20 protein-coding genes are annotated in these 21,020 nt (G+C 71.2%); 12 read left to right on the forward strand and 8 right to left on the reverse strand.

The genetic code is table 11. The annotated features are described in order from the left end of the window. Window positions 1-104: 104 nt before the first annotated feature. Window positions 105-1,595, forward strand: a complete 1,491-nt coding sequence (locus ACH4S7_RS32885; protein WP_398525038.1) for an AlkA N-terminal domain-containing protein — start codon at window positions 105-107, stop codon at window positions 1,593-1,595. Window positions 1,596-1,643: 48 nt separating this feature from the next. Here ACH4S7_RS32885 and ACH4S7_RS32890 read toward each other — a convergent pair whose 3' ends face one another. Together ACH4S7_RS32890 and ACH4S7_RS32895 are read right to left on the reverse strand one after the other, a co-directional pair. Further along, window positions 1,644-2,066: a DUF350 domain-containing protein gene (locus ACH4S7_RS32890; RefSeq protein ID WP_398525039.1), complete on the reverse strand. Its 423-nt coding sequence runs from the start codon at window positions 2,064-2,066 to the stop codon at window positions 1,644-1,646. A gap of 281 nt (window positions 2,067-2,347) precedes the next feature. Continuing rightward, the gene (locus ACH4S7_RS32895) at window positions 2,348-2,746 is read right to left on the reverse strand and encodes a DUF2267 domain-containing protein (RefSeq protein WP_398525040.1); all 399 of its coding nucleotides are present in this window, start codon (window positions 2,744-2,746) and stop codon (window positions 2,348-2,350) included. Window positions 2,747-2,928: 182 nt separating this feature from the next. Between ACH4S7_RS32895 and ACH4S7_RS32900 the strand changes: the two genes are divergently transcribed. Genes ACH4S7_RS32900 through ACH4S7_RS32910 form a run of 3 tightly spaced genes read left to right on the forward strand, consistent with a single transcriptional unit; the run spans window position 2,929 to window position 5,425 of the window. Then, window positions 2,929-3,732 (forward strand): alpha/beta fold hydrolase, encoded by an 804-nt coding sequence (locus ACH4S7_RS32900; protein WP_398525041.1) that lies wholly within the window; start codon window positions 2,929-2,931, stop codon window positions 3,730-3,732. Then, complete coding sequence (locus ACH4S7_RS32905) at window positions 3,732-5,021, forward strand: PP2C family protein-serine/threonine phosphatase (protein WP_398525042.1); 1,290 nt, start codon at window positions 3,732-3,734, stop codon at window positions 5,019-5,021. The genes ACH4S7_RS32900 and ACH4S7_RS32905 overlap by 1 nt, the downstream gene beginning before the upstream one ends. Continuing rightward, entirely contained in the window at window positions 5,018-5,425 is a 408-nt protein-coding gene (locus tag ACH4S7_RS32910) for an STAS domain-containing protein (protein ID WP_398525043.1), read from the forward strand. The genes ACH4S7_RS32905 and ACH4S7_RS32910 overlap by 4 nt, the downstream gene beginning before the upstream one ends. A gap of 149 nt (window positions 5,426-5,574) precedes the next feature. Here ACH4S7_RS32910 and ACH4S7_RS32915 read toward each other — a convergent pair whose 3' ends face one another. Further along, a complete protein-coding gene (locus ACH4S7_RS32915; protein ID WP_398525044.1) occupies window positions 5,575-6,468 on the reverse strand; it encodes an RNA polymerase sigma factor SigF in 894 nt (297 codons plus the stop codon). A 464-nt stretch (window positions 6,469-6,932) separates the two neighbouring features. Between ACH4S7_RS32915 and ACH4S7_RS32920 the strand changes: the two genes are divergently transcribed. From ACH4S7_RS32920 to ACH4S7_RS32930, 3 genes are all read left to right on the forward strand, one after another. Then, complete coding sequence (locus tag ACH4S7_RS32920) at window positions 6,933-7,859, forward strand: sigma factor-like helix-turn-helix DNA-binding protein (protein WP_398525045.1); 927 nt, start codon at window positions 6,933-6,935, stop codon at window positions 7,857-7,859. Beyond that, window positions 7,856-8,536: a hypothetical protein gene (locus tag ACH4S7_RS32925; protein ID WP_398525046.1), complete on the forward strand. Its 681-nt coding sequence runs from the start codon at window positions 7,856-7,858 to the stop codon at window positions 8,534-8,536. The genes ACH4S7_RS32920 and ACH4S7_RS32925 overlap by 4 nt, the downstream gene beginning before the upstream one ends. A 178-nt stretch (window positions 8,537-8,714) precedes the next feature. After that, window positions 8,715-8,894: a hypothetical protein gene (locus ACH4S7_RS32930; RefSeq protein WP_398525047.1), complete on the forward strand. Its 180-nt coding sequence runs from the start codon at window positions 8,715-8,717 to the stop codon at window positions 8,892-8,894. 89 nt (window positions 8,895-8,983) lie between these two features. Here the strand turns inward: ACH4S7_RS32930 and ACH4S7_RS32935 are convergent, their stop codons facing one another. The 4 genes from ACH4S7_RS32935 to ACH4S7_RS32950 form a co-directional block, all read right to left on the reverse strand. Continuing rightward, the gene (locus ACH4S7_RS32935; protein WP_398525167.1) at window positions 8,984-9,652 is read right to left on the reverse strand and encodes a response regulator; all 669 of its coding nucleotides are present in this window, start codon (window positions 9,650-9,652) and stop codon (window positions 8,984-8,986) included. A gap of 37 nt (window positions 9,653-9,689) precedes the next feature. Then, on the reverse strand, window positions 9,690-10,949 hold the full coding sequence (locus tag ACH4S7_RS32940; RefSeq protein ID WP_398525048.1) for a sensor histidine kinase: 1,260 nt from the start codon (window positions 10,947-10,949) through the stop codon (window positions 9,690-9,692). Window positions 10,950-10,974: 25 nt separating this feature from the next. After that, entirely contained in the window at window positions 10,975-11,766 is a 792-nt protein-coding gene (locus ACH4S7_RS32945; protein WP_398525049.1) for an ABC transporter permease, read from the reverse strand. 95 nt (window positions 11,767-11,861) lie between these two features. Further along, entirely contained in the window at window positions 11,862-12,791 is a 930-nt protein-coding gene (locus tag ACH4S7_RS32950) for an ABC transporter ATP-binding protein (RefSeq protein WP_398525050.1), read from the reverse strand. A gap of 233 nt (window positions 12,792-13,024) precedes the next feature. On the opposite strand from ACH4S7_RS32950, the gene htpG reads away from it, so the two are divergent. Beyond that, window positions 13,025-14,926, forward strand: a complete 1,902-nt coding sequence (gene htpG / locus ACH4S7_RS32955; RefSeq protein ID WP_398525051.1) for a molecular chaperone HtpG — start codon at window positions 13,025-13,027, stop codon at window positions 14,924-14,926. A 246-nt stretch (window positions 14,927-15,172) separates the two neighbouring features. On the opposite strand, the gene ACH4S7_RS32960 is transcribed toward htpG, so the two are convergent. Beyond that, a complete protein-coding gene (locus ACH4S7_RS32960) occupies window positions 15,173-16,807 on the reverse strand; it encodes a penicillin-binding transpeptidase domain-containing protein (protein ID WP_398525052.1) in 1,635 nt (544 codons plus the stop codon). A gap of 86 nt (window positions 16,808-16,893) precedes the next feature. Here ACH4S7_RS32960 and ACH4S7_RS32965 point away from each other — a divergent pair, with 86 nt between their 5' ends. From ACH4S7_RS32965 to ACH4S7_RS32980, 4 genes are all read left to right on the forward strand, one after another. Beyond that, a complete protein-coding gene (locus tag ACH4S7_RS32965; RefSeq protein WP_398525053.1) occupies window positions 16,894-17,922 on the forward strand; it encodes a LysR family transcriptional regulator in 1,029 nt (342 codons plus the stop codon). Then, entirely contained in the window at window positions 17,919-18,821 is a 903-nt protein-coding gene (locus ACH4S7_RS32970; RefSeq protein ID WP_398525054.1) for a serine hydrolase, read from the forward strand. The genes ACH4S7_RS32965 and ACH4S7_RS32970 overlap by 4 nt, the downstream gene beginning before the upstream one ends. A 471-nt stretch (window positions 18,822-19,292) precedes the next feature. Beyond that, window positions 19,293-19,703: a tyrosinase cofactor gene (locus ACH4S7_RS32975; RefSeq protein WP_398525055.1), complete on the forward strand. Its 411-nt coding sequence runs from the start codon at window positions 19,293-19,295 to the stop codon at window positions 19,701-19,703. A 16-nt stretch (window positions 19,704-19,719) separates the two neighbouring features. Then, window positions 19,720-20,544, forward strand: a complete 825-nt coding sequence (locus ACH4S7_RS32980; protein ID WP_398525056.1) for a tyrosinase family protein — start codon at window positions 19,720-19,722, stop codon at window positions 20,542-20,544. The last annotated feature ends 476 nt before the right edge of the window (window positions 20,545-21,020 follow it).

A 21,020-nucleotide genomic window follows, 5' to 3' on the forward strand; every position in this document is an offset into this window, starting at 1 on the left:
TCGCCCCGGGTCCGTACCGCCCCGGGGGGCTCCTCATCGCCGGGGTGAATGCCGTGTCCGATATCCGCCAGCCCGTCGCCCGGGGCGGACCCCATACTGGCCGTATGACCATCGAGGACAGCAGGTACGAGGCGGTGCGCGGCCGGGACGCCCGGTTCGACGGGGTGTTCTTCTTCGCCGTCGCCACGACCGGTATCTACTGCCGACCGAGCTGCCCCGCGATCACGCCCAAGCGACGGAACGTCACCTTCTATCCGACGGCCGCCGCCGCCCAGGGCGCCGGGTACCGGGCCTGTCGCCGCTGCCGGCCCGACGCCGTGCCGGGGTCCGCCGAGTGGAACGCCCGTGCCGATGTCGTGGGCCGGGCGGTCCGGCTGATCGGCGACGGGATCGTGGACCGGGAAGGAGTGGCCGGACTCGCCGACCGGCTGGGTTACAGCACCCGCCAGGTCCAGCGGCAGCTCACCGCCGAACTCGGCGCCGGCCCCATCGCCCTCGCACGCGCCCAGCGCGGCCACACCGCGCGCGTCCTGCTCCAGACGACCACCCTCCAGGCGGCCGAGATCGCCTTCGCGGCGGGGTTCGCGAGCGTCCGGCAGTTCAACGACACCATCCGCGCCATCTACGCGGCGACCCCCAGCGAACTGCGCGCCGGCCGCCCCGGCCGTACCTCGCGATGTGGTCCGGTCACCCCGGAGAGCGGTCGTGCCGGCGTCCCCCTGCGCCTCGCCCACCGGGGGCCCTACGCCGCCGTGGAGGTCTTCGACTATCTCGCGGCCCGCGCGCTCACCGGCATCGAGGAGATCACCGGGGAACGCGGTTCCCGGACCTACCGCCGCACCCTGCGGCTGCCCGGCGGCCCCGGGGTCGCCGAGGTCGGCGAGGAGCCCGGCGCGGGCGGTTGGCTGGCGTGCCGGCTGCACCTGACGGACCTGCGCGATCTGACCACCGCCACCCAGCGGATCCGCCGATTGTTCGACCTGGACGCCGATCCGCTGGCCGTCGCCGAACGCCTCGCCGTCGATCCGGCGCTGGCTCCGCTCGTCGCCGCCCGGCCCGGCCTGCGTGTGCCCGGCACCGCCGACCCGCATGAGCTGGCCGTACGGGTCGTGCTCGGCGAGGGGATGTCCACGGCGGCGGGGCGTCGGCTCGGTGGCGCGCTCGTCGCCGCGTTCGGGCAGCCGCTCTGCGAGCCGAGCGGCGGACTCACCCACCTCTTCCCCCGGGCCGATGTGCTCGCCGGGGTCGGACAGGACCCGAGCCAGCTCTCGGCGGACCTGGGCGCACTCGGATTCTCCGCCGAGCGGTGCCGCGCGCTGCTCACCGTGACCGGCGCGCTCGCCGATGGCACGGTGGTCCTCGACCCGGGCGCCGACCGTGCCGCGTCCGAACGCGCGCTGCTCGCCCTGCCCGGCATCGGCCCCGGGGCGGCCGGCCGCATCCGGATGCGTGCGTTGGGCGATCCGGACGTCCCGCTCACCGATGACCTGGAGGTCCGGGCCGGAATGCGCCGGGCGGGCGCGCGGGTCGACGGAGCCGAGGGGTGGCGGCCCTGGAGCTCGTACGCCATGGTCCACTTCTGGACCGCGCCCTGACTCCGCACCGGTGACCCCGGGACGGGCGCGGCCCCAGGGGGGCGGTCGTCAGGCGATGGACGCCGATACGATCGCCGACACCGCGATGTTGCAGGACGCCGTCACCCACACCGCCGGGTGCGGCTCCGGCTCCACCAGGGTCGCGCCCAGCTTGCCCGGGGTGAATAGATCCACCACCAGGAACGCGACGGCCATCATCACCAGACCCAGCACACCGAACGCGGCGGTCGAAGCGAGCCCCTTGCCGAAGTCGTCGTACGTCGTCCATATGGACGTGAAGACGATGCCGCCGACGCCCAGCAGCGCGGAGCTCAGCAGGAGCGCGGCGTTCCGGTTGCGGTCCTCCCAGATCTGCCGGCCGAGCTTGCCCGGGGTGAGCAGATCGATCAGGACCATGCCGAGAATCAGAAGGACCACACCGAGGGCGCCGTACGCGCTCGCGCGGCCAAGTCCATTGACGATGTCGCTCATTGAGGGGTCGATCTCCATGTCCGAGAGGTGATGCCCGGCTGGGGCGCGCAAAATCTACCGCACCGCATGGATATCCGAACGCGTGCCCCATGCCCACCTGTACGGTGTGACCGCCTGTTTTCGGTACGGGCGCGCGCTTTCGCCCCGGCCCGCGCCGGGGTGCGCGTACGGGCTGGGCCTCCGGGTGTACGGGGCGGAGAGGCAGGCACCCCGCGCACTGACGGACACCCCGGGCACGCCCGGGGTCCGTGAGACCCGGGAGGTGTCGCCCGGACGAAGGGTCAGGCCGCGGTGGCGGGGGCGAGTTCGGCCTGACCGAACAGGAGGGCGTAACCGCGGGGGAGTCCGTCGAGCACCCGTCGGGTGAGGGGCCGGCCGGCGTGCTGGGCGAGCACGGTGAGGACCGTACCGGCGGCCCAGCGGGCCTGGGTCCGGTCCATGGGGGAGAGCCGGGCGGCGACGGCCTCGACGAACGCGCGGGCGGCCAGCGGGCGGCCGGTCCGGCCGGTGAGCACGGTGGCCGCCTCCCGGGGCAGCAGGCGTGTCAGGTCCGCGCGGTCCGCGCCGCCGAGCTGGCCGCCGAGGACGGCCAGCACCGCACGGAGCACCCGGTCCGCCTCCGCGTCGGTCGCGTACCGGCCCGCGTAACGTACCTGCTGGAGAAGAGACTGCCACTGCACGGCTGACGTCCTTTCGTGTGCCGGTCCGGCTGACCGGAGCGGGGGGCCGGGCACAGTCCCGGCCCTGACCGTCTGCCCCCGATGCGCGATCTCATCCACCTCTCCGGAGGTGATGACCGCCACGTGCGGGTTCCGGCGCACTCCCCGTCGGCCGGGGGAGCGGGGGTGGGAAGATGCCCGGTATGGACATCGCCAGCAGGAACAACGTCGTGGTCACCGGCCGTGTGGACGGGCCGGTGCTGATGCTCGCGCACGGCTTCGGCTGCGACCAGAACATGTGGCGGCTGGTGGTTCCCACGCTGGCGGAGGACTTCCGCCTGGTGCTGTTCGACTACGTGGGGTCGGGCCGTTCGGACCTGTCCGCATGGAGCGAGGGCCGGTACTCCTCGCTCCACGGCTACGCCACGGACGTGGTGGAGATCTGCGAGGAGCTGGACCTGCGCGGTGTGACCTTCGTCGGGCACTCGGTCAGCGCCATGATCGGGGTGCTCGCGGCGGCGGCCGCCCCGGAGCGGTTCGCCCGACTGGCCATGGTCGCCCCCTCGCCCCGGTACATCGACGAGGACGGATACCGGGGCGGCTTCACCGCCGCCGACATCGACGAACTGCTGGAGTCGCTGGAGTCCAACTACCTGGGCTGGTCGGCGGCGATGGCCCCGGCCATCATGGACAACCCCGACCGCCCGGAGCTGGGCGAGGAGCTGACCGCCGCCTTCTGCGCCACCGATCCCGATATCGCACGGGTCTTCGCGCGCACCACCTTCCTGTCCGACAGCCGCGCGGATCTCGCGAACGTCACCCTGCCGACCCTGGTCCTGGAGTGCGCACAGGACATGATCGCGCCGCGCGAGGTCGGGGCCTACGTCCACGCGCGGATCCCCGGCAGCCGGCTGGTGACGCTCGACGCGACCGGCCACTGCCCGCAGCTCAGCTCCCCCGAAGCCACCGCCGACGCGATAGCCGCCTTCGTGGGTACGGGCCCGTGATGAGCAGAACGGGTCAGGCCCCCGAGCCCGGCGAGGACGAGCACCAGAAGCAGGTCGTCACCGACGCGGCCTTCACCGCCCTGCTGGAGGACAGCACCGAGGAACTGTACGAGCAGGCGCCGTGCGGCTACCTCTCCACGCTGATGGACGGCACCATCGCGAAGATCAACAACACCCTGCTGGAGTGGTTGGGTCTCTCCCGCGAACGGACCGTGGGCCGGATGCGGTTCACCGATCTGCTCACCGTGGGCGGCCGGCTCTACCACGAGACCCACTACGCCCCCCTGCTGCGGATGAAGGGCGAGGCCAGCGGAATCGCCCTCGACATCAAGACCGCCGACGGGACCAGACTGCCGGTGCTGCTCACCTCCCGGGTGAAGACCAGTGGCACCGGTGAGCCGATGTTGATCCGCACCACCGTCTACGACGCACGCGACCGCCGCGCCTACGAGACCGAACTGCTGCGCGCCCGCAAGGCAGCGGAGGAGGCGCAGGCGCGGGCCGAGGCGGACCGCGGACGCCTACAGGAGGCGCTGGCCACCCTCCAGCAGAGCCTGCTGCCCAGCGCACTGCCCGAGGTGCCGGGTCTGGAGACTGCCTCGTACTACCACACCGCCTCGCCGGATCTGCTCGGCGGCGACTTCTACGACCTGTTCCCGCTGGGCGGCGAACGGTGGGCGTTCTTCCTCGGCGATGTGTGCGGCAAGGGCCCGCAGGCCGCCGCCGTCACCTCCCTGACCCGGTACACGCTGCGCGCCGCCGCACTGCACGCCACCGATCCGGTCGCCGCCCTGACCACGCTGAACACGGTGCTGCACGAGCGGTACACCGGGGGTGACACCCGCTACTGCACCGCGATATTCGGGGTGCTGGAGCCGGCAGGGGAGAGCTGCGCGGTCCAGCTAGCCTCCGGCGGTCACCCCTCGGCGCTGGTCCGGCGCGCCGACGGTAGGGCCGACTATCTGCCGACCCCCGGGGGGATGCTCATCGGCGTCCTGCCCCAGGCGCAGTTCACCCCCGCCCGTACCGTGCTCCACCCGGGCGACACCCTGCTGCTCTACACCGACGGCCTGACCGAGGCGCGCACCGGACCCGGCCGCGCCCTGTACGGCGAGGAAGCGCTGCGGACCTTCGCCGCCTCTCTCACCGACGCCGGCCCGCGCGGGATGATCACCGCGCTCACCGGACTGCTCGCCGGCTTCGGCGCCGGCCTCGACGACGACACCGCCCTCCTGGCCCTCGGCATCCCGGCCGCCCCCTCTCACCCTGTGAGTGACGACCTGACATGAGCCCGCTGACGATCACCGCCCGAGACGCGGCCGCCGGTCCCGTACTGGAGATCACCGGCGACCTCGACCACGAGAGCGCCCCTCTGCTGCGCCGGGCCGTGGAGGACCTCGGCCTCGGCACCGGACAACTGCTGGTGCTGGACCTGGCCGGGCTGGAGTTCTGCGACTCCAGCGGTATCACGGCCCTGTTGGCCGCCCGTAACCTCGCCACCGGCGTGGACGCCGGCATCGCGCTGGCCGCGGTGCCCGCCAACACCGCCCGCATTCTGCGCATCGTGGGCCTGGACCGGGTGTTCACCCTCTGCCCGGACGCCGCCACCGCCACCGCGACCGTTGCTGGGACCGCTACCGACCCGCCGGCACAGCGCGGCAGCGGGCCCGGCGCGGACCGAGCGGTGTCCTGAGCCCCGACCGGTGCTGCGCCCCCGGCCGGTCCTGAGTCACGGCAGGTCCTGACGTGCCTCGGACTCCCGTCGGAGGTGATGACCGGGGGAGTCCGAGGCGTGTCAGGACCGGGGGCGGGGCACGTTCGCCGGAAAGCGAACCTGATGGTTCAGTGCTCGGTCAGCATCCCCTCGCGGAGCCGGCCGATGGTGCGGGAGAGCAGACGGGAGACGTGCATCTGGGAGACGCCGAGTTCGGCGCCGATGGCGGCCTGGGTCATCTCCTGGCCGAAGCGCATCTGTAGGATCCGCCGCTCACGGTCGTCCAGCCGCTCCAGCAACGGGGCGAGGACGTGGAGGTTCTCCGTCAGCTCCATGCCCGGGTCGACGTCGCCGATGAGGTCCGCGTACGCGCGACCCGAACTGGCACCGGCCGGGGAGTCGTCGGAGTCGCCGCTCGGGGTGTCGATGGAGCCCGCGGTGTAGCCGTTGGAGGCCACCAGGCCCTCGGTGACCTCGGCCTCGCTGATGTCCAGCAGCCCGGCGAGTTCCTTCACCGTCGGCTCCCGGTCGAGCACCGACTCCAGCTCGTCGCGGGCCTTGGCGAGTTCGGTGCGCAGCTCCTGGAGCCGGCGCGGGACATGGACCGCCCAACTGGTGTCCCGGAAGAAGCGCTTGATCTCGCCGACGATGTAGGGGACGGCGAACGAGGTGAACTCGACCTCGCGGCTCAGGTCGAACCGGTCGATCGCCTTGATCAGGCCGATGGTGCCGACCTGGACGATGTCCTCCATCTCCCCGCTGCCCCGGTTGCGGAACCGGTTGGCGGCGAAGCGCACGAGGGAGAGGTTCATCTCGATCAGGGTGTTCCGGGCGTACTGGTACTCGGGCGTGCCCTCTTCCAGGCTCTGGAGCCGGTCGAAGAACACCTTCGAGAGACTCTTCGCGTCCCTCGGCGCCATCCTGGCCGGCTCGGTGACCCGGGGCAGTTCCTGTTCCGGGGCGGGTTCGGCCACCGTGGCGTGCGAGGTGCCGGCACGGTTCGGGGCGGAAAGGACTCTCATCGCGGTGGTGCTCCCTTCGAGTTGCGGTGTGCGCTCCGTCTTCCCCGGCCGGCCGGGTTAACACCCCGCTCGGACCGAATCGTTCGCGGAGTCCGACCGCGCCCGTACCTCCCAGCGCATCGAAGCGTCGTCGTTCCCTGTCCGTACGGTGCGGATACCGACCGGCTTCTGTGTGATGTGGACCACGCGGGAAGCCGGGGTGGACATCCGGCGGCGCCGGCCGAATGACGTTCCGCCCAGATCAGAGGGCATATGTCGAACGCGCGCCCGACTGAATGATCTGTCGCCACGTGGCCATCCGTAAGCGCAGCGTGATCTTTTCTGGGCGCCCATGAGTATTTCGCGTCCGGAATCGCTTGAGTGGTGTGTGAGGCCCCAAGTGCCTCCGGTGCGCGCACATCGCCGTGCGCCCGCCCTCGTCGAACATGAGGAACCATCATGAACCACTCCGCTGGGAGGCCCGGATGAGCGGCGACGACGTCAACGCGGACGCCTCGTCCCAGGAGGGTCCGCTCACCCGGCCCGGCCTGGGCCTCCCACCCGCCCTGGATCTCTCACCCGCCTTGGACCTTCCGCTGGACTTCGAAGCCTTCTACCTGGGACATCAGGAGCCGTTTCACGACTACGCCGAAGTACAGGTCGGCAGCCGCCACGTGGCCGAGGAAGTGATCCACCGGGCGTTCCTGGAGATCCTCGGAGGTTGGAGCGGCCTCTTACGGGCCGGAAACCTGGAGCAACAGGCATGGGCGATCGTGCGCCAGGCCGTGGACGAGCAGCTCACCAAAGAGGACCGGGGGCCCGCTTTCGTCGTCAGCGGACCGATCGCCCAGATGCTCCACGAGGCACACGCCCAACTGTTCCGGGAGGCCCGTGGCCAGCTCCTGACGATCGAGAGCCCGACCGGACTGTACGAGGCCATAGCGGATCTGCCGCCCCGCCAGTTCGAGATCATCGTGCTGCGCTACGTCCTGAAGTACCCGGCCGACCGGGTCGCGTGGTTCGTCGGGCTGTCCGAACCGGCGGTGGAGTACCACACCCGCAAGGCCAAGGACCGGCTCCGCCTGCATATGCAGCGGGTGCGCCGGGCCGTCGAGGCGCGAAAGGCGAAGGCCGCCGAGGAGGCGGTGACGGTCCTCGTGGCCCTGCGCTTCGCCCGGGAACAGCTCGCGCTGATGCAGAGCGCCGTCTACAGCACCTTCGCCGACCTGCCGCCGCGTCAGTTTGAGGTGATGACGCTGCGCTATCTGATGGGCTATCCCGTGCGTCGCGTCGCATGGCTCCTGGGGTTGCACGAGCGGACGGTGGACCACCACATACGTATGGCCAAGATCCAGTACCCGGTGCTGCTGGAACTGCCCGATGACCAGCGAGAGGGAAAGGGCGGACGATGACCCCCAGTATTGACGACCTCTTGGCCCGCGCGGCCATCCCCACGTCCGGTCCCCGTGGCTTCGACGTCCCCGCCGCCCTGCGGCGGCTCGCGGCCGACGCGGGCCGGCTCGCCCCGCAGCCGGAGCTCGAACGGGCCGGACAGGCCGGCCAGCTGCTGAGCGTCGTCTCGCGCTGGGTCCTCAACCGCCCGGACGCCGCAGCACACATGGAGCAGATCGCGGGGGACCCCGACACCGGACCCCTGCTGAGCGAGGACCAGATGAGCGTCGACGGCGCGCTCGTGTTCGCCTGCCTGCTGCACCTGACGGGGCACCCCGAGAGCTCCCAGTTCTGGTGGCAGTTCGCGGCCGGGGCCGACAGCCGGACCGCCGCCTACTGCCTCCATCTCCACCACCGCCGCCTCGGGGAGGCCAGAGAGTCCCGGCACTGGTACACCCAGGTCACCGCCCCGGTGCCGGACGGGACCGCACTGGACGACGCGTTCATCGGGGGCCTGGAGGCGGTCGCCCGCTATGTCCGCCGGAACGGGTCCGCCGCCTGGCCGCCCACCAAGCGGCTGGAGGGCGAGGTCGACCGGCTCGCCGCCCGCAGCGCGGGTTCCTCCTGCGTCATCGTCCGCTGGCCCGACCGGCGATTGGCGGAACAACTGCACCGGTTCATCACCCGCCGGACCTGACCCGCGCGGAGCGAGGAGCCCGTACGGCCTCCGGTCCCGAGACCGTCGGCTTCAGGACACCGGTCTCGATGCCACGGTCCCAGGGCGGACGTTCCGAGGCCATGGCCCCAGGACTGCCGGCTTCAGGACCGTCGGCGGGAGGGCTCCCGCCGCCACACCCCGGAAGGGATCAGCGATCATGCACCACACCTCTCGGCCCCCCGCCCGGCACCGGTCCGTCTCCCGCGCGAGGCACATCGCCGTCCGGATCGCCCGCCACCGCCGCGCCGCCACCGAGCACCTGCTCCACGGGGTCTGCCGCGGTATCGGCGCGGGAGCCGTCACCCTCCTCGTCATCTGGGCCCAGCAGTACCGCTGACCCCCCGCCGGCCGGGGCGGATCCCCCGGACCGGCCGGAGTAGCGGGAGACCACCTGGCGGTGCCCCTCCTCCCTCCGGCCGGAGTGGGTCAGCGGTCCCCGGGATCGGTGCGGCCCAGGATGCCCCGCTCGTACGCCCTGGCCACCGCTGCCGCGCGGTCGTTCACTCCCAGCTTCGCGTACAGGTGCTGGAGATGGGTCTTCACCGTGGCCTCGCTGATGAAGAGCTCGCCGGCGATCCTGCGGTTGGAGTTCCCCCTGGCGACCAGCGTGAGCACCTCGCGTTCGCGGGCGGAGAGGGGCTCCCGGCCGGGGGAGCGGACGGCGGAGACCAGTCGGGACGCGACGGCCGGGGACAGGATGGTACGGCCCGCCGCCGCCGCGCGGACCCCGTTGAACAGTTCGTCGCGCGGGGTGTCCTTGAGGAGGTAGCCCGTCGCCCCCGCCTCGATCGCGGGGAGGGTGTCGGAGTCCGTGTCCCAGGTGGTGAGGACCAGGACCTTCGCGCGGGCGCCACGGCGCGTCAGTTCGGCGATGGCGTCGACCCCACCGCCCCCGGGCATCCGCAGGTCGATCAGGACCACATCAGGGTCGAGTGTGGCGACCAATGCCACTGCGTCCACACCGTTGGACGCCTCGCCGAGCACGGTGAAACCGGGCGCGGACTCGAACATGCCGCGCAGCCCGTCCCGTACGACGGGATGGTCGTCGACGATGAGGAGCGAGATCACGGATGCGGCGGCCGGGGCGGCGGCCATGGATGCGGTCACGCCGGCGGTCTCGTTCCCGGGCATGTCACTCCTGCTCATATCGCACCAACGGTACGCGAGCCGACACCGCCGTTCCGTATCCCGGCTCGGACTCCACGGTCAGTGAGCCCGCGATGCGCGTGGCACGGGCCCGCATCCCGTCGAGACCGAAGCCGCTGGTGCCGGTGCGTGCGGGCAGCGTCAGCGGATCGAAGCCGCGCCCGTCGTCGCGGACGTCCAGGGCGACCTCGCCGTCCATGAAACTGAGCGTGACCCCGACACGGGAGGCCGACGCGTGCTTCGACGCGTTGGACAGGGCCTCCTGTGCTGTCCGCAGCAGGGTCGCCGAGACCTCCCCGTGCAGGCGCTGCGCCGTGCCCGTGAGGGTGAGATCGGCCCGCACGCCCGTCTGTTCGCTCCACTGGGAGATCATCCTCCGTAGTGCCTGGGGCAGCCCCTCGTGCGCGAGGCCCACGGGCGCGAGGTTCCGCACCGAGCGGCGGGCCTCGCCCAGGCTGTGGCGTGCCAGGTCGGTGGCGCGGTTCAGATGTTCCTGGGCGGCCGACTGATCGGGCGTGTTCGCGACCACCTGGAGTTGGGTGATGATGCCGGTCAGGCCCTGGGCGATGGTGTCGTGGATCTCCGCGGCCAGTCTTCTGCGTTCATCGGCGATCCCCGCCTCCCGGGCCTGGATGAGCAGTTGGGTGCTGAGCGCGGCGTTGTCGTCCAGGGCCCGCTGGAGGGCGGTATTGGTGCGTTCGAGTTCGGCGATGGTGGCGGCCCTGGCGGCGGACCGCTCCTCCTCGTGCTGGACGAAGTAGGCGATCATCGTCAGCAGCGCGTTGTTGACCAGGAGCAGCCCGGCGAACAGGGCCCACTGCTCGGCGCGCGGGAAGGGCAGTCCGCCGGCCTGGGACGCGGCCAGCGGGAGGGAGGAGGCGAAGGCCCCGACCTTCCGCCAGCGCCGGCCGGGGATCAGCTCGTTGTTGTCGATGTAGCCCGTCGCCGCGTAGAAGGCGAAGAACGGATTCAGCCAGGTGAGCGCGGAGCTGATCGCCCAGCGCAGCGCGAAGTAGGCGGCCGAGGCGGTGTCGGGACCCGTACGGCCGCGACGGCGCCTTCCCCACCTCCATTGCAGGACCAGGGCCACGACGACCAGGGCGCCGGTGGCGAGGCGTTCGCCCGTGGTCGGCGTCAGCTCCGGCCTCGCCAGCGACAGCAGGGTGCCCGTGGCGAGCAACCAGTACGGATGCCACCGGAGGACGGTCGTCCAGTGCCGGTCGAGATCAGCGTCCGGCGTCGTCATGATCCCAGTGTGCACGGTCGCTCCCCTACTCCCAGCGGAACCAGCGGACGGCGGCCGCCGAGGTGACCACGGTCCACGCGGTGAGAACGATCAGGTGGGACCAGTCGGGCCAGCCACCGGCGGCGGCCCGGTCCAGGGCGCCGGCCGCGGCCCCGAAGGGCGTGAACTCGACGATGGTGGCGAGGGTGTCCGGCATGGCCCGTACGGGAATCCACAGCCCGGTGCAGAACAGCGCGGGGAAGTACACCGCGGTGCCGATGCCGGTCGCGTGTTTGGCGGTCTTGGCCAGGGCCGCCACCAGGGCGCCCATGGCGAGACTGGCCGCGGCGGCGAGCAGCAGCGCCAGGACGTAACCCCCGATCTCGCGCGGGAGCGCCACGCCGAAGGCGAGCCGGCCGGTGCTCAGGCACATGACCGCCGACACCAGGGCCATCACTCCGTTCAGCCACATCTGCGTGAACAGCAGGGTGGACGGGCGCACCGGGGTCATCGACATGCGGCGCAGGATGCCGAGTTCGCGGTAGCCGGTCAGGATCGGCGGAAGGACCTGGAGCCCGGCGGTGATCAGCGAGATCAGTACGACCACCGGTACATAGAGGTCGATGACCCGCAGGCCGTCGAGGTCCTCGTCCACCTCCCGGAACATTGGTACGAGGCCGAGGACCAGCAGCAGTACGGGCGGGAAGACGATGGAGATGATGTTGGAGGGGTCACGCCGGTAGAGCCTGAGCTCGGAACGCAGTACGGCGGCGCGGGGAGTGGGGCCGCCCTTGATCGTCCGGGCGGTCCGGGCGGTGATCGTCGCTGGTTCGGTCATATCGCTGCTCCTGTCGGGGGTGGGTCGGTCGGCGGGGGCCCACTGCTGGTCATGACTCGGGCCATGACTCCGGCCATGACCGCGTCAGGTCTGCGTCATGTCTGCGTCAGGTCGAGGAAGGCGTCGTCCAACGTGGCGTCGGTGACCCGGAGGTGGTGCGCCTGGATCCGGTTCAGGGCGAGGAGGGAGATCACCGCGTTGACGGTCTCGTCCGTTCCGCTGAGCGTGATCCGGCCGTCCCTGCTGTCGACGGCCGCCCGCCCGGGGAGCGCGGCCAGGATCTCGTGGCCGATCGGCCGCGACGGAGTGAAGGAGATGACCGTGGACCCCGCCGAGCGGCCGATCAGCCCGGCGGGGGTGTCGAGCGCGCCGATACGTCCCTTGTCGATCACGGCGATCCGGTCGCACAGTCGCTGCGCCTCCTCCATGAAGTGCGTGACGAGGATGACGGTGACGCCGCTGTCGCGGACGTCTTCGATCAGCGACCAGGTCTCGCGCCGGGCGCGCGGATCGAGGCCGGTGGTCAGTTCGTCGAGGACGACGACGCGGGGGGAGCCGATGAGGGCGAGCGCGATGAACAGTCGCTGCTTCTGCCCGCCGGACAGCAGGCCGAAGCGGGTGTTGAGCTTGGTGGTCAGGCCCAGCCGTTCGGCGAGGGGCTGCCAGTCGAGCCGGCGCGGGTAGAAGGCGGAGTAGAGCTGGAGCGCCTCGCGCACGGTGAGCTTGGGCTGGAGGGCGCTCTCCTGGAGTTGGGCGCCGAGGATTTCGGTGACCTCGGCGTGGTCGGCGATCGGGTCGAGTCCCGCGATCCGGATGCGACCCGAGTCGGGCGCGCGCAGGCCCTCGACGCACTCGACGGTGGTGGTCTTACCGGCGCCGTTGAGGCCGAGGATCCCGAATATCTCCCCCTCCTGGACGGCGAAGGAGACACCGTCGACGACGGTCCGGCCGCCGTAGGACTTGCGCAGATCGCCGACTTCGACGATGGCCCCGCGGGTCGCCGTGCTCGTGCTTGCTGTGGTCATGGGACGAGCGTCGTGGACGGGCCGGACCCGCCACATCGCCCATCGGGCTCGAAGTGGCATCAGCCGATCGGCCGATGCCGCGGTACGCCCGGGGGCGCGGTCGCCGGCCGATGTGGGCGCGCGCCGGCCCGACCCGAAAGAGAGACCCTAAGTGGCGGAAACTCGCTGCGCCTTCGGTAGCGGATGCGGATAGCGTCCATGGTCGTAAAGATCACGTGACGAGAAGGGACGCCATGAGCACCGAGACGCTGGAGTTCAAGGCGGAGGCGCGGCAACTCCTCCAACTGATGGTCCACTCGATCTACTCGAACAAGGAGATCTTCCTGCGCGAACTGATCTCCAACGCCTCTGACGCCCTGGACAAACGGCGCCTCGCCGGTCTTACGGACGACGGGCTCAGCGTCGACGACCCGCATATCGCCATCGAGGCCGACAGCGAGGCGCGCACGCTGAGCGTGCGGGACAACGGCATCGGCATGTCGCGTGACGATGTGGTGGCGCTCATCGGCACCATCGCAAGATCCGGGACGGCCGAGATGCTGCGCAAGCTCCGGCAGGGAAAGGAATCGGCCGAACTGATCGGACAGTTCGGTGTCGGTTTCTACTCCGTCTTCATGGTCGCCGACAAGGTCAGCCTGATCACGCGCAAGGCCGGCGAGGAGACCGGCGCCCGCTGGGAGTCGGACGGCGACGGCACGTACACGATCGAGACCGTCGAGGACGTGCCCGAAGGCACGTCGGTCACCCTGCACCTGCGTCCCGCGGACGAGGAGGACGCGCTCCACGACTATGCCGACGAACGGAAGATCCGGGAGATCGTCAAGCGGTACTCGGACTTCATCTCATTCCCCATCCGGCTGGGGGACGAGACCCTCAACTCGATGAAGGCGCTCTGGGCACGGCCGCGCTCCGAGGTCAAGGACGAGGAGTACCGGGAGTTCTACCGGCACATCAGTCATGACTGGACGGACCCGCTCGACATCATCCCCATGAGGGCGGAGGGCACCTTCGAGTACGAGGCACTGCTCTTCATCCCGTCGCGCGCCCCGCACGACCTCTTCCAGCGGGACGCCCGCCACGGCATCCAGCTGTATGTGAAGCGCGTGTTCATCATGGACGACAGCCGCGAACTCCTACCCGACTACCTCCGCTTCGTCAAGGGAGTCGTGGACGCCGCCGACCTGTCGCTGAACATCTCCCGCGAGATCCTCCAGCAGGACCGTCACATCCAGTTGATCCGCCGCCGCCTGGCGAAGAAGGTCCTGTCGGCCATCAAGGACCTCATGGCGAACGACGCCGAGAAGTACCGCGTGTTCTGGCGTGAATTTGGCACCGCGGTCAAGGAGGGCCTGCTCGACGGGGTCGAGAACCACAAGACCATCCTCGATATCGCGTCCTTCGCTTCGAGCACCGCCGACGAGCCCACCACCCTGGCCGACTACGTCGCCCGGATGAAGGAGGGCCAGGACAAGATCTACTTCATGATCGGCGACAGCCGGGCACAGGTCGAGAACTCCCCGCACATGGAGGCGTTCCGGGCCAAGGAGTATGAGGTCCTGCTGCTCACCGAGCCGGTGGACGCGATCTGGGTCGAGGCGGTGCGGGAGTACGACGGCAAGGAATTCCAGTCCGTCGCGCGGGGCACGGTCGAGCTGCCCTCCGAAGACCTGACGCAGGAGAAGTCCGGCTCCTACGCCCCGGTGCTGACCTGGCTCAACGAGACCCTTGACGATGTGAAGGACGTTCGACTGACCACCCGGCTGACCAGCTCCCCCGCCTGTCTGGTCAGCGATGTCGACGGCGTCACACCGACGCTGGAGAAGATGTACCGGGCCATGGGCCAGGAGATGCCGCCGGTCAAGCGCATCCTTGAACTGAACCCCCAGCATCCGCTGGTCAGCGGGTTGAGGTCCGCGCACGAGGCGCGCGCCGCCGCGGGCTCTGAGTCCACCGCGGACTCCGATCCCACCTCGGCCTCGAATCCCACCGCGGATTCGGATCCCACCACGGATTCGGATCTCACCGAAATGGCCGAGCTGCTGTACGGCACGGCCCTGCTCGCGGAGGGGGGCGACCTGGCTGACCCCGCGCGGTTCGCCACGCTGCTCGCCGACCGACTCGCCAGGACGATGTGACCGACGCTCCGACACGACTCCCCGGCCGGCCGGCGCTCACCCCACCGGCCGGTTCGGCCCGTATGTCCTCCCCGGCGGCGGCTGCCCGTCGACAGGACACCGGGTGTCATCGGCGTCCCGGGCCGGCCACCTCTGCGACGCCGCCCGGGTCCGCCGCACGCTGACGCGCCACGCCGCCGACTCGACGGGACGGCGGCGTGGGCCCCGGCATCCGCCGCGAGTCCGCCCCGGGGCCCGTCGGCGGTGTCAGCCGTGTCCGGCCGCCCCTTCGAGGAACGACGCGGCCACCGGACCCGCGTCCGCGCCGCCGGACCCGCCGTCCTCGATCAGCACCGAGAAGGCCAGATCGCCCCGGAAGCCGATGAACCAGGCGTGGGTACGCGGCGGGGAATCGGTGCCGTACTCGGCGGTGCCGGTCTTGGCCCCCGGCTCACCGGACAGCCCGCGCAGCGCCTTGCCCGACCCCTCGGTGACCACTGCCCGCATCAGGGAGCGCAGTTCGGCCGCGGTGTCGGGGGCGAGCGGGGCCGTCGCCTTCGCACGGTTCTTGACGGCGTCCGGCACCAGCACCGGCTGGCGGAAGGTCCCGTCCTTGACCGTCGCCGCGACCGACGCCATCACCAGGGGGCTCGCCTCCACCCGGCCCTGCCCGATCATCGCGGCTGCCTTGTCGTTCGCACTGGTGGTGGGCGGCACGGATCCGTCGTACGTGGTGGTGCCCGTCCGCCACTCCTGGCCGATGCCGAACCATCCGGCCGCCTCGGTCAGACTGTCATCGTCGAGCTTGTCGCGCAGTCCGATGATGCCGGTGTTGCAGGACCGGGCGAAGCCGTCCCGGAACGTCGCCCCGGCGGGCAGCGAGAACAGGTCCTGGTTCTCGAAGCGCTGTCCGTTCACGTCCTCGTAGCGGGGACAGGGCACCGGGGTGTTCCCCCGTATCCCCTTCTCGATCAGTGCGGCGGCGGTGATCACCTTGAAGTCGGAGCCCGCCGCGTACCGTCCGCGCAGGGAGCGGTTGGCGCCGGTGGGCGGGTTGTCGGCGGCAGCGAGTACCTCCCCGGTGCTCGGCCGGACGGCCACGATCGCGGCGTTCTTCGCCAGCCCGCGCAGCGCGGCCTCGGCGGCCCGTTGGACGGCCGGCTCCAGGGTGGTGCGCACCGGCTTCCCCCGGGTCCCGTCGGCGGTGTGCAGGGTGGCGAGGGTGCGGCCACTGCTGGTGCCGACGATGGCGACCGATTCGGCGGGCTTCCCGGCGAGCTGTTTGTCGTAGCGGTACTGGAGGCCGCTCCTGCCGGGGCTGCCCACCAGAGCCGGAGCCAGCCCGGCCAGCGGCGTGCCGTCGGCGGCCTCGACCTTCCCGCGGCCGTCGGTGTCGGGGCGCAGGGCGAGTTCGCTGCCCTCGGTCAGCCGCGGATGCAGCACGGCCGGACTCCAGCGCACCACCCAGCGCCCGTCCTCGCGGACCACGGGCGCCGCCGAGTCGTACGCCCAGGTGCTGCCGCCGTGGAGACGGAAGGTGGCGCGGAACCGGTGGGCGCCCTGGTCGGTGGCCTCGCCGCGATCGAAGGAGACCTGGCGGGCCGGCAGGTCTTTGGCGAGCTTCGTCAGCCGGGCGGTCGCCGCGGCGGGTTCATCGGTGTGCCGTCCCGCCCGGCCGGCGTCGCCGCTGGCCCAGGCGTCGAGGAAGCCGTCGACCGCGGCGGTCCGTTCATCGGGGGGAGTGCCGTCCTCGCCGAGCAGGCTCCACGCCGCCGTGCCGCCGCCCGCCAGGACGACCAGCGCGAGGGCGACGGGCAGCAGCCGCCGCCGGGGGCCGGATGACGTCGTACCGGAGCTGTAGCGGGGACCGGGACGACCGTGGTGTTCGAAGGTGTCGGACATGGCGTCACCTCAGCAGGCCCGGACCCCTCCCGACCAAGAGTCCTATGCCACTCAGGGCCATAGCGAAACGACTATGATTCCTGCTCGTGGACCTGATCAGGCATGTCCGGTACTTCCTCGCCGTTACAGAAGAAAGACACTTCGGGCGCGCGGCGGCCCGGCTCGGGATTGCCCAGCCGTCGCTCTCCCAGCGCGTCCAGCGGCTGGAACGGGAGCTCGGCGTACGCCTCTTCGACCGCACCAGCCGGGGCGTCGAACTGACCGAGGGCGGCAGACTGCTGCTCACCGAGGCACGATCCCTGATCGCGCGGGCCGACACCCTGCTCGGCGTCGCCGCCCGGGTCCGCGGCGGCGCGGCGGGGGTGCTGCGCGCGGCCGTGCCGCCGGAGCTCGGCGGCGCCGTCGTCGCGGCCCTGGTCGGTGGATTCCGGGACAGGTCTCCCGGCGTACGGCTCGCCCTGCGCGAACTCGGCGCCATGGCGCAGCTCACCGAGCTGCGCGCCGGGACACTCGACGCGGGGGTGCTGCGGCACCCCGTCGATGTGGCGGGTCTCGACCTCGGCGAGGTCCTGTGCCGGCCGTACGGTGTGGTGCTCCCGAGCGCGCCGAACGGTGAGGTGCTCCCGCGTGCGCCGGGCATCGCTGCCGGGCCGGGCACCGCTCCGCCACCGGACGGGGAGACCGGGCCCCCGGTGCGTCTGACCTCGCTCGGCGGACTCGACCTCGTGCTGTTCCCCCAGCCGTCGGCACCCGCCCTGCACGCCGAGATCCTGGCCCTCTGCCGCAGACATGGCTTCGAGCCCGGTACGGTGATCGCCGGACAGGACCCCGAATTCGTCGACGGTATGGTCCTCTCCGGGACGGCCGTGACCTTCGCCACCCGCGACCGGAAGCTCCCGCCGGGCACGGCCTGGCACCCCCTGGAGGGCGAACCCTTGCTGGAACAGGTGTCCGCGGCCTGGCTGCGCGGCCGGCGGGACGATCCGGTGGTACGGCTGTTCGCCGAGGTGGCGCTGACTGTGCTCACCGAACGAGGAGGAATGGTCCCGGTGATGGAGACCGCCGCGGCCCGGCGGGCCACGCTGTCGGGCCCCGCCTACGGATACACGGTATGAGCGCGTCCGACGAGGGAGCCCCCCGGGCGGCCGGCGTCCGGTCCCGTATCCGCTCGGTCTTCACCGACGCGGGGGTCACCGGCTGGATGCACGCACTGGACCTGGGAAGCGGCGCCGAGGTCGGCGTCGGCGCGGACACCGCGGTCAGCACCGCCAGCGTGCACAAGCTCTGTCTCGCGGTCACCGTGCAGCGGTTGGCCGACGAGGGGCGCATCGACCTGGACGAACAGGTGGAGTCGGTCCCCGGTGACCGCACCCCCGGCCCCACCGGTCTGGCGATGTTGCGCGGCCCGGTACGGATGTCCGTCCGGGACCTGCTGGCGATGGCCCTCACCGTGAGCGACAACGCGGCGGCCGATCTGCTGATCGACCGCGTCGGACTCGCCGGGATGAACGAGGCCATGCACGCCCTCGGTCTGCGCCGTACCGTCGCGGTGCAGGCCATGCGGGACCTGATCGCCTCCGTTGACGAGGACTCCGGGGGCGACACGGCCCGGCTGGCGTCCGACCCGGCACTCCTGGCCCGGCTGCGGGTCCTCGACCCGGCCCGCGCCAATCGCAGCACCCCGCGGGAGATGACCCGGCTGCTCGCGGCGGTCTGGCGTGACGAGGCGTGCTCACCGGACCGGGCGCGCGAACTGCGCGCGGTACTGGGCCTTCAGGTGTGGCCGCACCGGCTCACCTCCGGATTTCCCTTCGACGATGTGCGCGTCTACGGCAAGACGGGCACCCTGCCGACCCTGCGCAACGAAGCCGGTCTGGTCGAGTACCCCGACGGCGGTCGGTACGCGGTGGCCGTGTTCACCCGGGCCGCCCGCCCGGCGGCGCGTCAGCCCGCCGCCGACGCGGCGATCGGCACGGCGGCCCGGCTCGCGGTCCGCGCCCTGCGCGCCATGTGACCACCGGGGGGCGCCACGACTCCAGCGCCGCCACCCCGGCCCGATCGCCGATGTGATCGTGGGCGTGGGGCGAACCGTGAGGTCAAGCGGGAGGAAGCGGAGGTTCCGGGTCGGGACTGGAGCTGACCTCCGATCCCCGACGAATAGGGCGTAGCAGTCAGAAGGTTGCCCTTACTTCCAGCCATGCGCGGATCATGGTTCTGCCGGGTGGTCGGCGCGATGAATCCCGAAGGATCTTCATATATAGCGCACATATGCAGCGGAATCTTCGCTTCCGTGGCCGGTGCGGTGGTGGCGCGGAGCAAGATCAGTGCCAGTGGTGCCGATGTGGCCCCCGAAGACATGTCCGTATGACAGCCAACCAAAATCGTCCTACTTCTGCGGACCGTCACTCCCCGTGTAGACATGGTTGCGGCGGCCCCAAACAACCTGGGGGGTCGCCTCAGTCATGTTTCAGGGGGTTTATTCGCCATGTCCAGACCCACCCGTCGTCAGGCCCTCGGGGCCGCCACCGGCGTAGCCGCGGGCCTAGCGCTCGTCGGCGTGGCCACCGCGTCCGCTGACACCGTGTCCACCAAGAGCAAGGGCGCCGCACCCGGCGGCGCCGGAGGGCCTGGCTCCTTCGACGAGGTCTTCCAGGGACGCCGCATCCAGGGCGCGCCCACCGCGGACCACGCACACGCCCACGGCCACGCAGGTCACGGCACCGGCTTCCGGGTGCTGATCGACGGCCGCGAACTGCATGTGATGCAGCACGGAAAGAGCGGCTGGAGCAGCACGATCAACCACTACGAGAGGTTCGCGACCCCGCTCGACGCCGCTCGTACCGCGGTCATCTCACTCAAGGGCGCCGTCATCGTGCCCTTCGACCCCACCGCCTGAGCCGGGAGCCGCTGCCATGACCGTACGGAAGAATCAGGCGAACCTCACGGCCGCCGAGAAGAAGGCGTTTGTCGACGCCGTCCTGGAAGTCAAGCAGAAGGGCGTGTACGACCAATTCGTCGCCGCCCACCGCCTGCGGTTCGCGTTGGACATGAACACCGGGATATACGTGGGCCACTTCGGCCCGTCGTTCCTGCCCTGGCACCGTAAGTTCCTCATCGACTTCGAGGACGAACTCCAGAAGGTCAACCCGTCGGTCTCGATCCCCTACTGGGACTGGACCGTCGACAACACCGTCGGCTCCTCGCTCTGGGCGCCGGACCTCCTCGGCGGCACCGGACGCCCCCTGGACGATCAGGTGATGGACGGCCCCTTCGCCTACTCCGGCGGCAATTGGCCGATCAATATCCAGGTCGACAGCCGTCCGTTCCTCGCCCGTAATCTGGCCTATCGCGTTCCCACGCTGCCGCCCCGGTCCGATGTGGACGCCGCCCTCGCCATGCCCACCTACGACTCCGCGCCCTTCCGCGACGGATCGACCGGCTTCCGCTCGACCCTCGAAGGCTCGGCGGGCTACATGAGCATGCACAACCGGGTGCACACCTGGATCTGGGGTCAGATGGAGACGAGCGTCTCCCCGAACGACCCGGTGTTCTGGCTGCACCACGCCTTCGTCGACAAGCTCTGGGCCGAGTGGCACGCACTCCACCCGACCAGCGCCGAGTACCTGCCGGCCGCCGCCACGACCGACGTGATCGATCTGAACGAGACCATGCCGCCCTGGCCCAACACCACCCCGCAGAGCATGTTGGACCACACTCAGTTCTACACCTACGCCTGAGTTCGGGGCGCGGACCCGGCTCGTCGTCCCACCGACACGGGGCGGTGGTGGCGTCGGCCCCGGCTGGGGGCTGATGCCCATGGGCGGCTGACGGGTCCGGGCCGGGAACGGTGACGCGGGCAGGGTGTCAGGTGCTCCATCGGCCTCGGGACGTACCTGATCGGCGTCGACCGGCACCCCCGCCGAGACGCTGGGGGCACCCCCGCCGAGACGCTGGGGGCACCCCCGCCGAGGGGCATGGACAACCAGCACGGCCCGGTGGTTCAGCCGGGCGGCGCGGGCGTCACCCGCCCCGGCCGCGGTCAGCGCGGTTCCGTCCAGGACGGTGCACACGGACTCACTCCCCGGCCGGGGCGTTGGTCCGGGTCGCTGTCCTGGACGGGCCGTACGGACGAGGTCGGGGCGCGGCCGGCCCGGGCCCCGAGAGCTCGGGGCGGGGGGCCTGGACCCTCTCAGCCGGGCCCGGATCCATCTCA

The sequence above is a fragment of the Streptomyces sp. NPDC020965 genome, from assembly GCF_044333555.1.
Taxonomy (GTDB): domain Bacteria; phylum Actinomycetota; class Actinomycetes; order Streptomycetales; family Streptomycetaceae; genus Streptomyces.

What these genes read in the sequence shown, in the direction of transcription:
- ACH4S7_RS32900 (WP_398525041.1), top strand. Translation starts at nt 2,929, where the DNA reads ATGGACATCGCCAGCAGGAACAACGTCGTGGTCACCGGCCGTGTGGAC.
- ACH4S7_RS32980 (WP_398525056.1), top strand. Translation starts at nt 19,720, where the DNA reads ATGACCGTACGGAAGAATCAGGCGAACCTCACGGCCGCCGAGAAGAAG.
- ACH4S7_RS32970 (WP_398525054.1), top strand. Translation starts at nt 17,919, where the DNA reads ATGAGCGCGTCCGACGAGGGAGCCCCCCGGGCGGCCGGCGTCCGGTCC.
- ACH4S7_RS32890 (WP_398525039.1), bottom strand. Translation starts at nt 2,066, where the DNA reads ATGAGCGACATCGTCAATGGACTTGGCCGCGCGAGCGCGTACGGCGCC.
- ACH4S7_RS32920 (WP_398525045.1), top strand. Translation starts at nt 6,933, where the DNA reads ATGAGCGGCGACGACGTCAACGCGGACGCCTCGTCCCAGGAGGGTCCG.
- ACH4S7_RS32930 (WP_398525047.1), top strand. Translation starts at nt 8,715, where the DNA reads ATGCACCACACCTCTCGGCCCCCCGCCCGGCACCGGTCCGTCTCCCGC.
- htpG (WP_398525051.1), top strand. Translation starts at nt 13,025, where the DNA reads ATGAGCACCGAGACGCTGGAGTTCAAGGCGGAGGCGCGGCAACTCCTC.
- ACH4S7_RS32975 (WP_398525055.1), top strand. Translation starts at nt 19,293, where the DNA reads ATGTCCAGACCCACCCGTCGTCAGGCCCTCGGGGCCGCCACCGGCGTA.
- ACH4S7_RS32925 (WP_398525046.1), top strand. Translation starts at nt 7,856, where the DNA reads ATGACCCCCAGTATTGACGACCTCTTGGCCCGCGCGGCCATCCCCACG.
- ACH4S7_RS32935 (WP_398525167.1), bottom strand. Translation starts at nt 9,652, where the DNA reads ATGGCCGCCGCCCCGGCCGCCGCATCCGTGATCTCGCTCCTCATCGTC.
- ACH4S7_RS32940 (WP_398525048.1), bottom strand. Translation starts at nt 10,949, where the DNA reads ATGACGACGCCGGACGCTGATCTCGACCGGCACTGGACGACCGTCCTC.
- ACH4S7_RS32960 (WP_398525052.1), bottom strand. Translation starts at nt 16,807, where the DNA reads ATGTCCGACACCTTCGAACACCACGGTCGTCCCGGTCCCCGCTACAGC.
- ACH4S7_RS32915 (WP_398525044.1), bottom strand. Translation starts at nt 6,468, where the DNA reads ATGAGAGTCCTTTCCGCCCCGAACCGTGCCGGCACCTCGCACGCCACG.
- ACH4S7_RS32950 (WP_398525050.1), bottom strand. Translation starts at nt 12,791, where the DNA reads ATGACCACAGCAAGCACGAGCACGGCGACCCGCGGGGCCATCGTCGAA.
- ACH4S7_RS32885 (WP_398525038.1), top strand. Translation starts at nt 105, where the DNA reads ATGACCATCGAGGACAGCAGGTACGAGGCGGTGCGCGGCCGGGACGCC.
- ACH4S7_RS32905 (WP_398525042.1), top strand. Translation starts at nt 3,732, where the DNA reads ATGAGCAGAACGGGTCAGGCCCCCGAGCCCGGCGAGGACGAGCACCAG.
- ACH4S7_RS32945 (WP_398525049.1), bottom strand. Translation starts at nt 11,766, where the DNA reads ATGACCGAACCAGCGACGATCACCGCCCGGACCGCCCGGACGATCAAG.
- ACH4S7_RS32910 (WP_398525043.1), top strand. Translation starts at nt 5,018, where the DNA reads ATGAGCCCGCTGACGATCACCGCCCGAGACGCGGCCGCCGGTCCCGTA.